Source organism: Bacillus sp. CH_70 (assembly GCF_038007045.1).
Taxonomy (GTDB): Bacteria; Bacillota; Bacilli; order Bacillales; family Bacillaceae_G; genus Bacillus_A; species Bacillus_A cereus.
In genome coordinates this window covers 3,050,832-3,068,653 of the sequence record NZ_JBBOWL010000001.1, presented here as the reverse complement: position 1 = coordinate 3,068,653, position 17,822 = coordinate 3,050,832, and the positions used below count along the sequence as shown (strand labels likewise).

Below are 17,822 nucleotides of genomic sequence, written 5' to 3'. Positions count from 1 at the left end.
CGAAGGTGAAAAAATACAAGATTGAAAGAGGTGTTTAAGGGTGGAACAAGATGAGGTTTATTTACGAGCTAAAAAAAGGGTAGAGAATTTAAAAGCTTTTTACATTCATTTAACGGTTTATATACTAGTGAACTTAATGCTTTTTATTATAAATATAAGTTCTGATTCAAGTAAATTATGGTTTTTATATCCACTTGCAGGCTGGGGGATAGGTATCGTTATACACGGTTTGACAACTTTTCCAGTTGGGATATTTGGGAAAGAGTGGGAAGAACGAAAGATTAAAGAATATATGGAGAAAGATAAGTGAATTTATTTCTGAAACGTATGAATATAAAATCCCATATGAATTTCTATGATCACACGCTTGATGCGAAGTCTATTCTATAGCTTCGCTTATTTGCTTTGTATTTGAAGTTTGTGCGAGTGAGAGTGTTTATATTCATTTTTTAGGCTGAATTGCATGTGAAATCAAAACTTTAGTTGTAGTACATAATAAATACAGTTATTTTACTTTCTTAATTACAAGTGGATATAGGATAAAGTTGACTTATCATCCTATATTAAAATAAAAATAAACCACTGTTCGATTTGAATATTCCACGATATAATGGTGAGAGTTTATGACAGAATAAATATTTACATAAGAAGTGAGGTACTGTATGAAAAAAAGAACGACAGACATTATTTTTATTATTATCGGTGCATTTCTTTTTGCGTTAGGTGTCAATTTATTTGTTATCCCGAACGAGTTTGGTGAGGGTGGAGTAACAGGTATCACGATTATTACGTACTATTTATTTGAATGGTCACCGGGTTTAGTTAACTTAATTTTAAATGCGATTTTGTTAATAGCCGGTTATAAATTTTTAAATAAGATTACAACAATTTATACAATCATTGCTGTAGTTACAAACTCACTATTTCTTCATTTGACAGAAGGTTGGACGATCGCTTCGGATGAAATGCTCGTAAATGCCATTTTCGGAGGAATATTTATTGGATGCGGGATTGGTCTAATCATTCGTGTTGGCGGAACAACTGCAGGTACTACCATCTTAGCAAGGATGACACATAAATATTTAGGATGGAGCATTAGCTACGGTCTACTGTTCTTCGATTTAATCGTTGCGTTTTCATCGTATTTCATCATTGGTGCAGAAAAACTGATGATAACAATTATTATGTTATATGTAGCAACGAAAGTGATGGAGTTTGTAATTGAAGGTTTAAATCCGAAGAAAGCCATTACGATTATTTCTGATAATCCCAATGAAATTGCCGGGAAGGTAACTACCTTAATGGGCAGAGGGGTTACTGTGTACTCAGGTCATGGCTATTACACGAAAACTCCGAAGGAAATTCTTTATGTTGTTATTAATAAGCAAGAAGTAGTGAAGCTAAAGCGGATTGTTCAAACTACGGATCCGGCGGCGTTCATCGCTATACACGATGTTCGTGATGTGTTCGGAGAAGGATTTGTTGATATTTCGAAGGCTTAAAAATTGTTTTTGATTAAAATAATCTTAATACTAAAACGTGAGAATCTATTTTGAATAATCTTTTTTCAAAATAGATTCTTTTTCTTTTTCTTGCAAAAAATCTAATTGTTTCTTAATGTAGTGATGTAGAAGGATGAACGAGAGAGGGTTTAATGAAGATGATACATATTTTATTAGCTGATGACGATAAACATATTAGAGAGTTGTTGCATTATCATTTACAAAAAGAGGGATTTCAAGTTTTTGAGGCGGAAGATGGAAAGGTAGCGCAAGACGTATTAGAGAAGGAAAATATTCATCTTGCGATTGTAGACATTATGATGCCATTTGTTGATGGCTATACGTTATGTGAAGAAATACGGAAGTATCATGATATTCCTGTTATTTTATTAACTGCGAAAGACCAGTTAGTGGATAAAGAAAAAGGCTTCATTTCTGGTACAGACGATTATATTGTGAAACCATTTGAACCAGCTGAAGTGATTTTCCGTATGAAAGCTTTATTACGTCGTTATCAAATGCTGAGTGCAGATATTATTACGTTGCACGGAACGACAATTGATCGAAAAGGTGTGGAAGTAAAGTGTAACGGTCAAACAATTTTGCTTCCTTTAAAGGAATTTGAGCTATTATCACAACTTGCTAGTTATCCTGGAAGAACATTTTCAAGAGAAGAATTAATTGAATTAGTATGGGGAATGGATTTTGAAGGAGATGAACGAACAGTTGATGTTCATGTGAAGCGACTACGAGATCGTTTCTCAAAACGAACGGATGATTTTCAAATTACGACAGTGCGCGGCCTCGGGTATAAGTTGGAGTTGAAATAAGATGAAATCACTATATTCTAGATTTGTATTTATGACGGTCGGCATTATGCTACTTAGTAGTATTATCGGCTTTTTATTAACGAACGTATATTATCAAGTGAAGTTAAAACCGTATAACAGTGAAAAGATTTTAAAGTATGCTGAAGAAGTTAAATCGTTATATGAAAAGCAAAGTGAAGAAAATCAAGAGGCGTACTTACATTCTATCGCAAAGTTAGGGTATGAAATTTATATTGTCGATGATCAAAAGAATGGAAAGCGTATTGGCAATGCGTTTCGTAAGACGTCTATTAGCGATGCTACTGTTCATAAAGTATTGCAAGGAGAAACGTTTAATGGTGTTTCCACCTATCCAACTCGTCTCTTTATTACAGGGTTTTTCGATAATGAATTAATTAATAGCGTCGGTGTACCAGTGCAACACGGTGATAAACAGTACGCTTTATTTATTCGTCCTGACATTCAGAACCAATTTGGCGAAATGCGAATTTTCTTAGCGGTATTACTTGGGTTTATCGTACTAATAAGTATTATTTTTATAGCGATTGCAGCAGGTTATATCGTTCGCCCAATCCGTAAATTTACGAAGGCTACGCAAAAAATTGCGAGTGGGGAATATAAAATTGAATTAGACGTAAAACGAAAAGATGAAATAGGAACGTTATCTACAAGCTTCCAAAAGATGACGAAAAGTATAAAAGAACTAGATGAAATGAGACAAGAATTCGTTTCGAACGTTTCACATGAATTTCAGTCGCCGCTTTCTTCCATACAAGGTTTTTCGAAGACATTGCAAACAGAAAAGATGAGCGTGGAAGAAAGAAACCATTACTTACAAATTATTGAGGGCGAAAGTAAGCGAATGTCTAGTTTATGTAAACAGTTACTTACGCTCGCTTCATTAGATAAGGAGGAAAAGGTTTTACAAATAAAAGACTTTTCCTTACAAAAACAAATTAAAGACGTCATTTTTATGCTTGAATGGAAATGGCGGGAAAAAGATATCGCCGTTGAATTTGATGTGCCAGATATCACTATAAAAGGTGATGAAAACTTACTTCATCAAGTATGGAGTAACATTTTTACGAATAGCATTAAGTTTTCGAACGATGGTGGAACGATTGAGTTTTTCGTGGAAGAGTTAGAGTCTAACGTTATAATTTCTATATCAGACAACGGAATCGGTATGGAGCAAGAAGAAATGGATCGTATTTTTGATCGTTTTTACAAGGTAGATACAGCAAGGGCAAGAAACGTAGAAGGTAGCGGTTTAGGATTGTCGATTGTGCAGAAGATTGTTGAACTGCATAAAGGGACCGTTTTGGTATATAGCACGAAAGGGGAAGGGACGACTGTTCGGGTGGAGCTTCCTAAATAGATGAAAGAGGCTGTTTCGGAACGGCCTCTTTTTTGTTCGTTAGTCTATGTGTAAAGTGAAAAGAGTTGTTTTAAAGATGTGAGTAATCCTAATCCATAATTGGACTTGTTTGTAGAATAAGATTAGGAGGAAGTTTATTTGAAAATGTAGAATCTCTACAGAGTTATAAGGATTTTATTGAAAATTTAGCTATTTAGGGAGGAAATTACTTTGAAACGAATTGACTTGTTATTAAACGTACTAGATTCAACATTCGATAAAGAGAGTTGGTATGCACCGTTTAAACATGCTATAGAAGGACTTACAGCTGAACAGGCTATGTGGAAACCAGCTGGAGAGACAACAAATACTATTTGGGAGAATGTTAATCATCTCACTTATTACAAAGAAAGACTTGCTGCAAACTTGGAAGGACGTGAATGGACACATAATCTTGACGGTAATGACACCTTTTATCTTACTAAGCAATCTAATAATGATACGGAATGGAAGGAAGTCGTTGAACGCTCTGAAAATGCTCAGCGTAATTTAAGACAGGTATTAAGTGCAATTTCTGAAAGAGAGCTTGAACAAAATTCACTTGAAGGTAAATTACTAGACATCATGCTTCATGATGCTTATCATACAGGCCAAATTATTCAATTAAGGAAAATGCAGGGGGCATGGCCATCAAAGCGTTAACGGCACCTTTTAGTTGGTGCTATTGTTGAATAAATTTTAGATATTCAAACGACTTTATTGTTATATTTTAGTGAAGTATTTTACATCCAAAATGAAATAACTATATTTTTAACCCCGTCCCCAATTTAGAACGGGGTTATGTTTGGTTGCTATAAAGCCGCACCTTTCCCGCGTTCTTCCTTAAACCGAAGCTCAAAAGTATCCGCTGTAATTTCATCAGCTTTTGGAAAAGCCCGTAATTTCGGATGAAGTAGCCATACGAGGGAAATGAATAAAATCCCAATGCTAGCAAGCGCGAAAATGAGTTGGCTACTATATACATTCGCAGTGTATCCGCCAATTAAAGAGCCGAGTGGCATAGCAATTGTGCCCATGCTTCGTGTGACTGAATTGATACGCCCAAGATATTGGTTTGGAATTACAATTTGACCAATAGTCGCAAATAATATGTTGGTCGCACCAATTGGTATCCAAGCTAAGCCGAATAAAAAAATGGATAGCCATTGAAACGGTACAACCGTTGAGAGAAACCAAAAGAAAGCGCCAGTCGCAAAGCTAATAATGGAGACACGGCCAACATTATGTTTACCAACCCATGAACTGAATAGTGCTCCAATTAAACAACCGGCGGATATAGCGGCTAAAAAGAAACCATATAATTTTACACCGCCTAAAGAATCAGCGAAAGAAGGGAGTATTGCCATCGTCATACCGATTGAAAAATTAGCGACAACGGAACCAATTAAGAAGACGCCCATTAAGGAACGAAATACGATTGAAAACCCTTCTTTTAAATCAGTAAAATATTGTTTAGTTGAAAGTGTTGTGTCTGCTTCAGTTTGTTTTGGCATTTTTAATGAAAAGAACAAAAGGGCAGTAATCGCGAATGTAAAGGAGTCGATTACATATAAAGTAATGGCGCCAAATAGTGCTACTAATATTCCAGAAAGAGTCGTACAAATTAAATCAATGCCTTGATATGCAAATGAGAAGAGTGAATTTCCTTTTAATAATTGTGTTTTATGCAGTAGAAGTGGTAAAGCTTTTGATTGTGCGGGATAGGCGAATTGTTCAATAAAGGCTACGATTGGCATGATGATGAGTAGTAGGTGGACTGTTAGTAGGTCGAAGTAGTGTGTAATAGGAATGATTAAAATAAGAATGGATTGCAAAACTTGTGTGATGACGAGGGTGTTTTTTATTGACCATCTATCAACGAATGGACCAGTAAGAAATTGTAATGCAGAAGGTAATAACGTAAGGGAACCAGCCAATCCAGAATAAAAAGGATTACCACTTAATTTGTATACGAGCCACATCGCGGCTACATAATACAAACTATCTCCTATGTTGGTGAAAATTCTTCCTAAAAATAATAAGAGGAAATTCCGGTTTTTTAATATGTCCACTTTATCTACTCCTTTATAATAAATTTATTCGGTAAAATAAATTTGACCGTTTATGTAAAAAAAATCGTATTACGATTTTTCTTCTTTTTTAATAAATTGCTGCATTGTTCTCTCAGCGATTTGAAGTGCAGTAGTAGAAATATAATAAGGTTTACTATTCGGATCTTTATCTGCACCTTTTGTGATTTCGTTTAATTCAGCCATTAATTCATAAAACTTTTTTACCCACACTTGAAATTGTTCTGGCGTAGCATCAAATTCCCAGCAGGATGAAACGTAATTCCACTTAGCTGGATCTTCACTTGCATTTCGTAATGTAAAAGCTTCTTCTGGTGCAGCGAGAATTTGGCTTTTCGTTCTTTCTATCATTTGTAAAAAGATTTGGCGACCTGATTCGCTTAATATTTCTAAATGAGGTAATAGATCTGCAGCAGGGGTGAAGCCTTTCGCGACAGATTGATAAAACTTTTGAATAATCCCATTCTTTTCTTCTGTATAAACGATCTCTATAAGACCATTCTTTTCTAATTCTTTTAAATGATAATGAATTTTCGCCCTTGAAATGCCGAATTTCTCAGATAGTAATTGTCCAGTATAAGGACGTTCGCATAGACGTATCATCATTTCGGCACGTAGTGGATCGCTTAATGCTTTTAGTTGGCTATAAGTAGTTAGTGTTAATACGGGCTTCAACATGATCAACTCCTTGAATTAAATTACTCGGTCAATATTATTTGACTGAATTGTATCAAGGATTCTATTTATTTTCAATACTTTCAGAAAATTTATTTTTTTGCTCTGTAATCTTCTGTTCATATTCCGTTCATATTTCTTTTTTATGATTAGTGCATAGAAAGAAAGAGGAAGGAGCGAGCGAAATGTTTTTAGCTCTGCGTGAATTGAAACAATCAAAATTAAGATACGGATTAATCGGACTCATTATGGTGTTACTATCATTTTTAGTCCTTGTTATTTCAGGATTAGCAAATGGATTATCATATGATAATGCTTCATCGATTCAAAATATGGAGGCAAATAAGTTCGTTTTAGCAGATGATGCGGAAAATAAATTACTTCGTTCACAAATTAAGAAAGACGATGTAGATAACGTAGTAAATCAAGTGGGCGAGAAAGAGGCAGTTCCATTTCGGGTGAAAGTTTCAACGTATGAAAAGAAAGATAGTTCGAAAAAGGTTGATATCGCTATTTTCTCAAGTGAACGCGATACATTTTTAGAACCGAACATTGTAAAAGGTGAGAAGTTAGGTACAGCAAACAACGAAATGGTTGCTGATGAATCAATTAAAGAAAAAGGAATCGATATTGGGGATACAATTATCGATCCTGTTTCAAAGAAAGAATTTAAAATCGTCGGATTTACGAAAGATCAAATGTTTAGCCATACACCAGTCGTTTATGTAAATGAAGACGTATGGGGCGCTATTTCACAACCAAACCAAAAAGATTATAGTGCAATCGCACTTAATACAGATAAAGAAGTAAAAAATGCACACGTAATTGACAAAAAAGAAGTGCTGCAAAGTATTCCAGGATTTAAAGAAGAGCAAGGAACGTTAACGATGATTATTGCGTTCTTACTTGTAATCGCTGCATTACTAATTGGTGTATTCTTCTACGTCATTACACTGCAAAAAACACAGCAATTAGGTGTATTAAAAGCAATTGGTACGAAGAACTCGTATTTAGCAAATAGCTTAGTCGTGCAAGCGTTATTCTTATCAGTCGTTGCGATGGTAATTAGTATCGTTCTTGTACAAGGATTAGAACAAATTTTACCAGCAGGTATGCCGTTCTTATTAACAACACCGATGATTGCACAATATGGAGCAATCTTTATCGTAATTAGTATTTTAGGAACACTTATTTCGTTATACCAAGTATTAAAAGTTGATGCGCTAGAGGCAATTGGAGGCGGGATGTAATGACTTCATTATTAAAATTAGACAAAGTAAGTAAAGTGTACGGAGAAGGGAATACGGAAGTAACAGCCCTTCATCCGATGTCGCTTGATGTGAAAGCTGGAGAATTTATCGGAATCGTTGGTCCTTCTGGATCAGGGAAAAGTACGTTATTATCGATCGCGGGTGCTTTATTATCACCGTCAAAAGGAGATATTTACATTCGTGAGCAAAATATTACACAGTTATCGGAAAAGGAAATGACAGACATTCGTTTGAAAAAAATCGGTTTCATCTTCCAGTTTGCAAACCTTGTTCCATATTTAAATGTAAAAGAACAATTGCTTTATATTGCAAAGCTAAAAAAGGAAAGTAAACAAGAATCCGAAAAGCGTGCAGATCATTTATTAGCGGCATTTGGATTAGGAGAAAGAAAAAATCATTATCCAAATCAACTATCTGGTGGGGAAAAACAAAGGGTAGCAATCGCTCGTGCGTTCATGAACAATCCGGATTTAATATTAGCGGATGAGCCAACGGCGAGCTTAGACTCAAAACGTGCACGTGAAGTCGTAGAAATGATGAAACGTGAAGTGAAAGAGAGCCAAAAAGCAGCAATTATGATTACACATGATGAAAGAATGCTTGATGTATGTGATCGTATATTGACGCTGAGAGATGGGAAATTGGTATGATGAAAAAAAGAACTCTTACAATTGTAAGAGTTCTTTTTTTGTTTTTTCAAGCATTAACAAGAGGAAGAGGGAGGTATACTTTGTGGGAAACGGAAAAGATTTTCGGGGTCATATTTTGCTTTTACTTTCCGCAGCTTATCAAAGTTTGCTCCGTAATATTCTTGTCCGAAATTTTCGATGTTTTGATCTGGAACATTAACATAAGAACCAGTTACATACGGCTTTATTAATTGACGAACTCTTTCAACTGATGCTAGATTGGCAGCTTCTTCAGACTTGTCTTTCCAGCTAGCAGTCCATTCTGTATAAAATAACGGGCTACGCCAAAAGAACGCTGTTTTACTGCTAGGTACTTTACTAATAGCACCTCCCCAATTAATAAAAAAGAAATTAGCTTCTGTTCCAGTAGCTTCTTCTAAAAATCGTTTCATAATGGAAATAGGTTCTTCCGGCCAAAGGTTAAGTGCCCAGGCAGAAGAGAATTTCACACTTTGATCAGATCGACCAGGGATTGGCTCATCTGGATCTAAGAAATCGATAGCGGCTGGGTAAGGTAATTCTTCTATAACAATTTGTGTTGGAGTTCCAGCATTTGTTAAAGGTTCTAATAGTTTGATGAGTTCACTTTTGAAACCTAAAAAAATACCTTCTGCATGGCAAAGTCCATTTATTTTGCTGTAAATTTCAAGAAGGCAGCCCAATCGTGAGTCTACAAAAGGTGCCCATTCTTGCCAAACTTTGAAAACAGTTTCTAACTGATCCCATGGCCAAATGATATTAAAGACTGTGGCAGTATTAGGGGCACGATGAAGCTTCAATGTATATTCAGTGTTGTATCCGAAGTTTCCACCACCACCACCTCTAGAAGCCCATAATAAATCTTTATTGCAACATTGATCTGCTTGAATGATTCGGCCTGTCGCATCTACTGTTTCTAAAGCAATAAGGTTATCACTTATTAGACCGATTGTTCGTGAGACTACTCCAAAACCACCGCCCATTGTAATGCCACCGATTCCAACTGTAGGACTATCTCCAAACGGTGACATAAAACCTTCTCTAGCTAGTCCCTTTACAAGTGGCCCGACGTGAATTCCAGTTTGAACGGTTGCGATACCATTCTTTTTATCTAAACTTACTTTGTTCATATCACTTACATCGATAACGATGCCGCTATTTACTACAGAAAGGTTTTTATCTAGTGCATGTCGACCACTTCTAACACGTAACGGAACATGATTTTCGCGAGCCCATTTAATGGCGTTACTAACATCATATGAATTTTGTGCAAAAACAAAGACGAGGGGGAAGACATCAACGTAAGGATTCCAATTCTTAATAGCTTCTAAATAACCGGGATCTCCTTTGTAAATTACTCGTCCTGTAAGTTTTGTTGAACCCATGTATTTCACTCCTTATCAATATTTATAGATGTCGTTCTAATGTAGCAATGGAACATGGTCATGTAGTAATTAGAAGAATAAGAACTTTATGAGAGGGGGATGAAAATATCATGTAGGTACGAGTAGAGGTTAAATATATGGTGATTTAGATGATTTGGAAAATTTTATTGCTACACAAGTTCTATTAGTAGTGTATGAATTAAGAGTTAGTATTGTTAAAGAATTGTACACTTTCCTATTAGTATGACTTAGGGGAATGACAGTTTTTCAGTTTTGTTAAAGTATAAGGAACTAATCTAAGTTTGAAATTTGATAATTATATTTATTTTTGAGGTATTATCATAATGAAAAAGTGAAAGGTTGGGCTCTGCAACAAATGATATGTGGATAGAAATAGAATCTAACTGTAGAGGGATAACTAGTTTGTAAACGTACTTATATTTGGTCTCTTCCTTAAGAAGCCTATACATAGGCTTCTTAGAGAAGGGACAGTAGATTATATAATCAAAATGATAGCTGTTTTATAAATACTTTTTAATTTTATTACGAGTAAGTAATAAAACACCGCCTAATACAGATAGCATTCCTAGAGCCATATTGTTTGATTGCTCGCTACCAGCGTTAGGAAGTTCTTTAGCGTTATTGTTTTTAGTACCATTATCTGCTTGCGTTTGTTTAGACTGTGATACTTCATTAATCTTGTTATCAACATTTTGCTTCGTTGTATGTAACTCAGCTAATTTGTCGTCAATTTTTTTCTCAGTATGCTTAAAGTCGTTGATTTTAATATCTAAGTCTTGTTTTTTCTTTGTTAAATCGTCTGAAACAGTTTGTTTCGATTGTTTAATTTCGTTAATTTTATTTAGTAAATCTTCTCTAGCCTTTTGTAATTCAGCTAGTTTGTTTTTTACATCTTGTTTAGCTAGTTCTAAGTTAGCGGAAAGACTGTCTAAATTGCCTTTAATTTTCTTAAGTTCCTCTAACGTGTTACCAGTATTCGGCTTGTTTTCTTTTAGTTCAGCGAGTTTGTCTTCAGCAGTTTGTTTCGCTTTCTTTAACTCAGCTAATTTTTCATCTACTTGTTTTTTTACTTCCTTAAGTTCATTAACCTTTTGATCAATGTTCTCTTTATGTTGCTTCATTTCATTCACTTTTTCATCGACAGTTTGTTTATGTTCTTTAATCTCATTCACTTTGTTATCGATATTTTGTTTATGCTCTTTTACTTCAGCAACTTTATCTTCTACTTGTTTTTTATGCTCTTTAATTTCAGCGATTTTATCTTCGGCGATTTGTTTGTCTTGCTGAAGTTTTGCATCTAACTCTTGTTTATGTTGTTTAATCTCGTTAATTTTTTCATCAGCAACTTGTTTACGTTCATGTAGTTCATTCACCTTAGTATCAACATTTTCCTTAACTTTGTTAAGTTCATTTAATGTTTGATCCACGTTTTCTTTGTGTTGCTGTAATTTCGCATCTAACTCTTGTTTATGTTGCTTAATTTCAGCTAATCGATCTCCCGTACTTTGCTGAGGAGTAGCATCATTTACTTCCGCATGAGCAGAGTTCGCGCCAGCAATCATTGCTAAAGCTAGTGTAGACGCAGCAATTGTTTGTTTTGTTTTCATATTTTTGTACCTCTTTTCTTTCATATGCATGAGCTGTTTTGTGTAAAATTGAGCATATAGAAGTAGATTCTTCCATCATTATATACCATCTGCGCCGTCTAGAGGAAGTATTTGCATAATAATCTATGATTATGTAATTTTTATAGTCTCTTATTTTGGAGTAGGGGAGAACTCTTTAGCAAGATGGACAATTTTTAATATAGTAGAGTTTACATCCTTACTGTTACGAATAACAAACAAATAATCAGCTTCATTTTCTATAGGATCTACTACGTCTTCATGTAGTGATTCAACTTGTTGGCGGTGGAGGACTTCTTTGAAACTGGAATAGTTTCCCCTAAAAATATTTGTACTTCGTTTACTAAGGGCCACTCTTTCATAAAGTACATCATCTGGGATGTCAAAGTGAACTAATACGCGTATATATTCCTCCTTCTTAAACAATTCATTTAGCAAATACATTCGTCCGTTTAGGCTTCTATTTGAGTTACAAATAATAAGGTGTAAATTTGTATGTTCTTTCGCATAATCAACAATGAATTTTGAAAGACTGTGCTTTAGTGTATTTGATCCTTCTGTCGGCTGTAATTTTTCATAATGTGTGTTAATAAATTCAGCTTGGTTGTCTTGGTCCATAATAAAAGAATTAGGTAACTCTTTTTCTAGCTCTTTTGCAAATGTAGTTTTTCCACTGTGTGTTTTTCCTACTGTAATGATGACTAATCTTTTCATGACGCCCTCCATTTGTATTGTTATGAACTGGAATATTCGGTGTAGATCGAAATCTTCCTGCTAGAGATTACACAAATTGTTGGAGCGTAGTAGGCTGAAAACTTGACAAAAAAACTTATTTATGCTATAATTTACCAATATAAAAATAAGGTGTATAATAGGGTTCTCCTGGCCAGGGGAACCCTATTTTTGTTGTGAACATGAAGGAGAGTGTATGTGCGTGAAACAAGGTGAAGCAAGTGTAACGTCGTTAGTATCAGCTTTCGGAAGGGCGTATCATAGTGAATTTGATAATCCTAAAATCTTTGATGATTATGTAGCTAAAGATTTCATTTCACAAAAAGAACGTAACAATATTGAAACGAACATGGTTCAAGGGATTCACTTTTTCAATAAAGAAATTGCAGAGCAGTTTCAAGACAATCCAAAAGAAATATTAAAATGGATTACGCAAGTTCAGTTATCACCAACACCTTTAGCACGTGCTGCATATTGTGAAAGAGTATTACTACATGAAATTACATTAGGAGCGAAACAATACGTCGTACTCGGTGCAGGCTTAGATACGTTCAGTTTTAGACACCGAGAATTAGAAAATAAAATAGAAATATTTGAAGTGGATCATCCTTCTACGCAGGTGTTTAAGAAGGAAAGAATAAAAGAAACAGAACTTGAAGTTCCAAAAAACCTTCATTTTGTTTCAATGGATTTTACGAAAGGATTTTCCTATGAACAGTTACGCAATGAAGGGTTTGAACATAAAAAGACTTTCTTTAGCCTTTTAGGTGTTACGTACTATTTAACGAAAGAGGAACTTGCTAGTTTATTAGAATGTTTATTCGAGATGGTTCCGGCAGGTAGTTCTATTGTTTTTGATTATCCTGATGAAAACTTGTTTACAGAAAAGGGACTGTCCAATCGAGTTGAAAATATGGTGAAAATGGCTGCGGTAGGCGGAGAACCGATGAAATCATGTTATTCTTATGCTGAAATGGAAGCACTGTTAGAGAAGGCGGGCTTACTCATTTATGAGCATTTATCACCAGAGGATATTGATGTATTATATTTTGAAGGACGAAACGATTATTTAGAAGCTTTTGAGACAGTGCATTATGTACATGCGGTGAAAAGGTAGGAAATTAGTAGGCATAGGGAGGAATCTCTGTGTCTTTTTTTATAAAAAAGGAAATGAGCTGTAGTGGTGGGAAATATATTTATATAATATGTATGAATTGATTTTTTGTAGAAACTAAAGGAAAGGGGAAATAGAAGATGTTGAAATTACAAGGGAAATACAATGAAGCGAAAGTGTTTACTACGAATGTAGAAAAAACTGCAGCAGGTCAAATTATTGATCTTTGTAACCAAGAATTCGTAAAGGATAGCAAGATTCGTATTATGCCAGATACACATGCGGGTGCAGGTTGTACGATTGGGACAACAATGACAATTCAAGATAAGATTGTTCCTAATTTAGTCGGGGTTAACTAATCGGCTCAGACTTTAAACTACTCACTCAATTGACTGGGAACCCTAACGATAAAAGGCGAGGGCAATCAGCAGCCAGTGGTTATGGTGACATAATCGAATGGTTCAGAGACTTGTACCATGTTAGCAGACTAAGGTACAGAATTATTCCTCATCCATTTTGAATTGAAGAGGAATAATTAATACGGTGAGCCTACAGTAGAGACTGCATATCTCGATGACTGTAGAGAAGGTATAGTCCACTCTTTCAGGAAACTGAGAGGTAAGTACGATATTGGTTGTGGCATGGAAGTTGTTATGATTAATAAGAAAAAAGAGGAAATCAACTTCGATCACTTAGACGAAACGATACGTAAATTTGTCCCAAGTGGTTTTCGTATTCGAGATAAGGAACATAGATTTTCAAAAATGATTGATTTTGATAGTGTAAGAGCCCCGTTTACATTGCAACGTGCTCAAAAAAGTATTGGTACACTTGGCGGGGGCAATCATTTTGTCGAACTGAATGAGGATGATAAAGGAAATGTATACATTGTCATTCATAGTGGTTCGCGTAATTTAGGGAAACAAGTAGCAGAGTATTATCAAAACTTTGCTTACGAGCAACTTATAAACGTTAAATCTATTAAAGAAGAAATTATTGAGCGTTTAACGAAAGAAGGTAGACAACAAGAAATACATGAAGCTTTACGTGAAATTAAGAAACCGGTGATTCGCAAAGAATTAGCTTATTTAGAAGGACAAGGATTTAAAGATTACATGAATGATATGAAAATTGCTCAAAAATATGCGGAGTTAAATCGTAAAGCAATGATTGATGAAATCGTCACTAAAATGGATTGGAAAGTAACCGATCAATTCACTACAATTCATAACTACATCGATATGGAAAATATGATTCTACGAAAAGGTGCCATTTCAGCTCAGAAAGATGAACGAGTAATCATTCCAATTAATATGAGAGACGGTTCTATCATTGCATTTGGTAAAGGGAATCCAGATTGGAACTTTTCTGGCCCTCATGGAGCAGGACGTATTATGAGCCGTAAGAAGGCGAAAGAAGTACTTAACTTAGAGGATTTTCAAAATACAATGACAGAGGTTTGGACTACATCTGTTGCAGAAAGTACTTTAGATGAAGCACCAATGGTATATAAGCCAATGGATGAAATTATTAAGAATACAAAAGAAACAATTGATATTAAACATATTATTAAGCCACTTTACAATTTTAAGGCTAATTAAAAGAGGAGTAATGTTTTTGTTGGCATTAGGCTTTTAAATACGAGACTATCAAATTTCAACCAAATGGGATGCGATGTTTTTAGCGTTATAAGGTGAAGTTACGAGAGAAAAACAAACTAGATGGAGTGTCATGAAAGATGAAAAAAATTCTTGCTATATTTGTCCTATCTGTCAGTTTACTTGTAGCTGGTATCGTATTGGTTGATATAAAAAAGACAGTAAATCAGTCGAATGTTTCTAAAAAAGAAAAGGAGTCTAAGTTTAAGGAAGTAAACGATCCTATTATATTAAAAGACAACTTTCAATCTGGATTAGAAAAATGGAAAATAGCTATCAACGACCCGGAAAATCGCATGAAACTAGATACCGATACAATCTCGCAGCGTGCACGTGTAGTAGATGCCCCTGATATGACGGAGGCTTATAAAGCAGTACAGTTCGTTGTTCCACATTCTCAAGGCCAATTCCGTTCAGAAATTGCACAGCCATACGAAGAAGGATTTCACGAACGTTGGTATTCAGCACGGATGTATATCCCGCAAGATTGGGTGTTTGATAAGGACAGTGGTAACGATATTGTCATGCAATGGCACGCTGTACTCGGCAGTGAGCGAATAGATCGGGATTTTCCAGAATTGGCTATTGCAGTGGAAGGTGACAGATGGAATATACAACGAGCATTTGGTTCTCCTGCAAATATAGAGCGCGATTTTAAGAAATTGGATGAACATGTGCAAAAAGGAGTCTGGTCTTCTTGGGTAATTTATGCAAGGTGGTCAGCAGAAAGTGATGGATTACTACAAATATGGAAAGATGGAAAAGTTGTATGGAAAGTGCAAGGGCCTAATGCCTATGCTACACGTGCGCGTACGCCCTACCTCAAGTTAGGGCTTTACCACCCACAGTGGAAACCGAAGTATGGTGAAGTGAAACCTAGTCCGGTAAAAGAACGAAAGATTTTCATCACCGATGTCAAGATTGGAAATGAAAAGGCGACCTACCAGGATATAGTGAGTAAAAGTGATTCCTAGTGTTTGGAATTTATGTATTTTATTTCTAAAGGAATATTGATTAGGAAAGATGGGAAATTTGTTTCACCAGAATTATTCGGATTAAATGAAGAGAACTTAAAAAAGTAGAGTATTTTGTTGTGTTTATGTAACGGAAACTAAAAGATTCATTATTTAAATTTACATTTATGTAATGTTAAAGATTAGAAAGCTAGATTGGCGCGAATTACTAATTGTGGAGTGTGAAAAAAAGACAAAATCTCTTAAAAAACACTTAATTTTTTATTCCATTAATCTTTACAATCGCCCCCTATAATGTGAATTGGACAAGCACCTAAGAGAAAGCAGAACATGTCAGTTTGTACATTCTATTATTAGGGGGAGAATTTGTATGAAAAAGACAGTTGCTTCGTTAGCAGTTATGGCGGCATTATTACCGACGTTTTCAGTGCATGCGGAAGGGAAAGAGCAAGCCCGAAAATCAGCTACAACTTTTAATGTTATTAGTGATATTCAAGGTGATTTAGGGGATTTTGATCATGTGCTAAAAGATATGAACAAAGTGACGCCACTTTCTAGAGCGCTTATTATGAATGGGGATATAACGCCGACTGGACAACAGTCACAATATGATGATGTAAAGCGTGTGTTAAATAAAAATAAGCATCCAGAAAATGTATGGTCTACTGTTGGGAATCATGAGTTTTATGCTGGTAAATGGACAGCGGATGGGAAACTCTCTCAAAGTACATGGCCAAATGGTGTAACGGAAGAAACACTATTTGGTCGCTACTTACAATTTAGTGGACAAGAAAAGGTATATCATAAAAAAGAATTAGATGGCTATCCACTTTTATTTTTAGGAACTGAAAAATATATGAAATACCACGATTCAAAAATGTGGGACGAAGTATATATGAGTGATGAGCAATTAGGTTGGTTAAAACAAAATTTAGAAGAGTACAGTCAAAAAGATAAAAATAAGCCAATCTTTATTTTCTCTCATCACGTTTTACCTGATACAGTATCTGGATCAAGACAATCACCATATTTACAAGATTATTTAAACGTGGATAAATTGTATGATATATTAAAAGACTATCCGCAGGTTGTTTTCTTCACGAGTCATACACATTGGGATTTAAACTTACCTGACTGGGCTGGTAAAAAGAAAATTACAGGCGGAGATGAAAAAGGTTTCACTGTTGTAAATACGGGCGGGATTGAAACAGGCTGGATGTCAGCAGGACCAAATGGAGGAGAGAAAACTGCTCCAGATGGCTATTCATTTAAACAAGGGTTACAAGTGAAAGCATATGGTAACGATGTAATTGTGACAGCTTACGATTACAAACGTGATAAGGATATAAAGAAGTTATTAATTAGTGATTCAAAAATTGCGCAGATGGCACCAAATGTAACGGCAGATGATCGTAAAAATATAATTGTCGGTGCAAATGAATATATGGAGTATTCTATAGAAGGAACGAATGAGTGGCATACGTATAGTCAAGCAAATCCTCCGAAATTTGATGGAGATAAAACTGTATACGTACGTCATAAAGGTGAAATGAATTTAGAGCCGGGATTAACGCAGTTACTTCGTTTTTCGGTAAATAAGTGATTGGAGGGAGTCTGCATTTGAATGTGTGGGCTCTTTTTTTGTTGATGAGAAAGGGGTTGCCTGTCTGTCGTTTTTTGTCGATAGATCGATATATTAAGAAAATCGTTGATATACTGCAAGTTACGATCGATATATTTGAAAAATCGTTGATATATTGTAAGTAATGAACGATATATTTAAAAAATCGTTGATATAAATTTCATGTACCGTAATTAAGTTAAAATCATTAATACGGTTTTACTTATCAAAATGAAATTCTAATACATTTTTAACCGAGA

Annotated in this window: 17 protein-coding genes; 12 read left to right on the top strand and 5 right to left on the bottom strand. The window is 35.1% G+C overall.

Translation table 11 applies throughout. The features are described 5' to 3' along the window. Positions 1–40: 40 nt before the first annotated feature. From N2V79_RS15550 to N2V79_RS15530, 5 genes are all read left to right on the top strand, one after another. Positions 41–310, top strand: a complete 270-nt coding sequence (locus N2V79_RS15550) for a 2TM domain-containing protein (protein ID WP_000434263.1) — start codon at positions 41–43, stop codon at positions 308–310. Between the two features lie 352 nt (positions 311–662). Next, on the top strand, positions 663–1,502 hold the full coding sequence (locus tag N2V79_RS15545) for a YitT family protein (protein ID WP_000747488.1): 840 nt from the start codon (positions 663–665) through the stop codon (positions 1,500–1,502). A gap of 152 nt (positions 1,503–1,654) precedes the next feature. Beyond that, a complete protein-coding gene (locus N2V79_RS15540) occupies positions 1,655–2,332 on the top strand; it encodes a response regulator transcription factor (RefSeq protein ID WP_000781973.1) in 678 nt (225 codons plus the stop codon). Position 2,333: 1 nt separating this feature from the next. Further along, positions 2,334–3,710: a sensor histidine kinase gene (locus tag N2V79_RS15535; protein ID WP_340720039.1), complete on the top strand. Its 1,377-nt coding sequence runs from the start codon at positions 2,334–2,336 to the stop codon at positions 3,708–3,710. A gap of 210 nt (positions 3,711–3,920) precedes the next feature. After that, positions 3,921–4,391: a DinB family protein gene (locus tag N2V79_RS15530; protein WP_000821001.1), complete on the top strand. Its 471-nt coding sequence runs from the start codon at positions 3,921–3,923 to the stop codon at positions 4,389–4,391. 149 nt (positions 4,392–4,540) lie between these two features. Here the strand turns inward: N2V79_RS15530 and N2V79_RS15525 are convergent, their stop codons facing one another. Both N2V79_RS15525 and N2V79_RS15520 read right to left on the bottom strand, forming a co-directional pair. Further along, positions 4,541–5,800, bottom strand: a complete 1,260-nt coding sequence (locus N2V79_RS15525; RefSeq protein WP_340720038.1) for an MFS transporter — start codon at positions 5,798–5,800, stop codon at positions 4,541–4,543. 69 nt (positions 5,801–5,869) lie between these two features. Then, positions 5,870–6,493: an ArsR/SmtB family transcription factor gene (locus tag N2V79_RS15520; protein ID WP_024927960.1), complete on the bottom strand. Its 624-nt coding sequence runs from the start codon at positions 6,491–6,493 to the stop codon at positions 5,870–5,872. A 185-nt stretch (positions 6,494–6,678) separates the two neighbouring features. On the opposite strand from N2V79_RS15520, the gene N2V79_RS15515 reads away from it, so the two are divergent. Both N2V79_RS15515 and N2V79_RS15510 read left to right on the top strand, forming a co-directional pair. Then, positions 6,679–7,743: an ABC transporter permease gene (locus N2V79_RS15515; protein ID WP_340720037.1), complete on the top strand. Its 1,065-nt coding sequence runs from the start codon at positions 6,679–6,681 to the stop codon at positions 7,741–7,743. Next, a complete protein-coding gene (locus N2V79_RS15510) occupies positions 7,743–8,414 on the top strand; it encodes an ABC transporter ATP-binding protein (protein ID WP_029442791.1) in 672 nt (223 codons plus the stop codon). The genes N2V79_RS15515 and N2V79_RS15510 overlap by 1 nt, the downstream gene beginning before the upstream one ends. Before the next feature lie 53 nt (positions 8,415–8,467). On the opposite strand, the gene N2V79_RS15505 is transcribed toward N2V79_RS15510, so the two are convergent. The 3 genes from N2V79_RS15505 to N2V79_RS15495 form a co-directional block, all read right to left on the bottom strand. Next, on the bottom strand, positions 8,468–9,817 hold the full coding sequence (locus N2V79_RS15505) for an FAD-binding oxidoreductase (protein ID WP_340720036.1): 1,350 nt from the start codon (positions 9,815–9,817) through the stop codon (positions 8,468–8,470). Positions 9,818–10,338: 521 nt separating this feature from the next. Beyond that, positions 10,339–11,445 (bottom strand): LPXTG cell wall anchor domain-containing protein, encoded by a 1,107-nt coding sequence (locus N2V79_RS15500; RefSeq protein WP_340720035.1) that lies wholly within the window; start codon positions 11,443–11,445, stop codon positions 10,339–10,341. Between the two features lie 150 nt (positions 11,446–11,595). After that, complete coding sequence (locus N2V79_RS15495; protein ID WP_088022890.1) at positions 11,596–12,177, bottom strand: AAA family ATPase; 582 nt, start codon at positions 12,175–12,177, stop codon at positions 11,596–11,598. 214 nt (positions 12,178–12,391) lie between these two features. Between N2V79_RS15495 and N2V79_RS15490 the strand changes: the two genes are divergently transcribed. From N2V79_RS15490 to N2V79_RS15470, 5 genes are all read left to right on the top strand, one after another. After that, positions 12,392–13,312 carry a class I SAM-dependent methyltransferase gene (locus N2V79_RS15490; RefSeq protein WP_014482074.1) on the top strand — a complete coding sequence of 307 codons (921 nt, stop codon included), beginning with the start codon at positions 12,392–12,394 and terminating at the stop codon, positions 13,310–13,312. Positions 13,313–13,449: 137 nt separating this feature from the next. Continuing rightward, complete coding sequence (locus tag N2V79_RS15485; protein ID WP_000916240.1) at positions 13,450–13,668, top strand: RtcB family protein; 219 nt, start codon at positions 13,450–13,452, stop codon at positions 13,666–13,668. A gap of 282 nt (positions 13,669–13,950) precedes the next feature. Then, entirely contained in the window at positions 13,951–14,910 is a 960-nt protein-coding gene (locus tag N2V79_RS15480; protein WP_340720034.1) for an RtcB family protein, read from the top strand. A 137-nt stretch (positions 14,911–15,047) separates the two neighbouring features. Continuing rightward, positions 15,048–15,941 (top strand): polysaccharide lyase, encoded by an 894-nt coding sequence (locus tag N2V79_RS15475; protein WP_340720033.1) that lies wholly within the window; start codon positions 15,048–15,050, stop codon positions 15,939–15,941. Between the two features lie 370 nt (positions 15,942–16,311). Continuing rightward, a complete protein-coding gene (locus N2V79_RS15470; protein WP_340720032.1) occupies positions 16,312–17,544 on the top strand; it encodes a DUF4073 domain-containing protein in 1,233 nt (410 codons plus the stop codon). The last annotated feature ends 278 nt before the right edge of the window (positions 17,545–17,822 follow it).

What these genes read in the sequence shown, in the direction of transcription:
- N2V79_RS15500 (WP_340720035.1), bottom strand. Translation starts at nt 11,445, where the DNA reads ATGAAAACAAAACAAACAATTGCTGCGTCTACACTAGCTTTAGCAATG.
- N2V79_RS15480 (WP_340720034.1), top strand. Translation starts at nt 13,951, where the DNA reads ATGGAAGTTGTTATGATTAATAAGAAAAAAGAGGAAATCAACTTCGAT.
- N2V79_RS15490 (WP_014482074.1), top strand. Translation starts at nt 12,392, where the DNA reads ATGTGCGTGAAACAAGGTGAAGCAAGTGTAACGTCGTTAGTATCAGCT.
- N2V79_RS15475 (WP_340720033.1), top strand. Translation starts at nt 15,048, where the DNA reads ATGAAAAAAATTCTTGCTATATTTGTCCTATCTGTCAGTTTACTTGTA.
- N2V79_RS15485 (WP_000916240.1), top strand. Translation starts at nt 13,450, where the DNA reads ATGTTGAAATTACAAGGGAAATACAATGAAGCGAAAGTGTTTACTACG.
- N2V79_RS15545 (WP_000747488.1), top strand. Translation starts at nt 663, where the DNA reads ATGAAAAAAAGAACGACAGACATTATTTTTATTATTATCGGTGCATTT.
- N2V79_RS15495 (WP_088022890.1), bottom strand. Translation starts at nt 12,177, where the DNA reads ATGAAAAGATTAGTCATCATTACAGTAGGAAAAACACACAGTGGAAAA.
- N2V79_RS15535 (WP_340720039.1), top strand. Translation starts at nt 2,334, where the DNA reads ATGAAATCACTATATTCTAGATTTGTATTTATGACGGTCGGCATTATG.
- N2V79_RS15540 (WP_000781973.1), top strand. Translation starts at nt 1,655, where the DNA reads ATGAAGATGATACATATTTTATTAGCTGATGACGATAAACATATTAGA.
- N2V79_RS15510 (WP_029442791.1), top strand. Translation starts at nt 7,743, where the DNA reads ATGACTTCATTATTAAAATTAGACAAAGTAAGTAAAGTGTACGGAGAA.
- N2V79_RS15515 (WP_340720037.1), top strand. Translation starts at nt 6,679, where the DNA reads ATGTTTTTAGCTCTGCGTGAATTGAAACAATCAAAATTAAGATACGGA.
- N2V79_RS15470 (WP_340720032.1), top strand. Translation starts at nt 16,312, where the DNA reads ATGAAAAAGACAGTTGCTTCGTTAGCAGTTATGGCGGCATTATTACCG.
- N2V79_RS15505 (WP_340720036.1), bottom strand. Translation starts at nt 9,817, where the DNA reads ATGGGTTCAACAAAACTTACAGGACGAGTAATTTACAAAGGAGATCCC.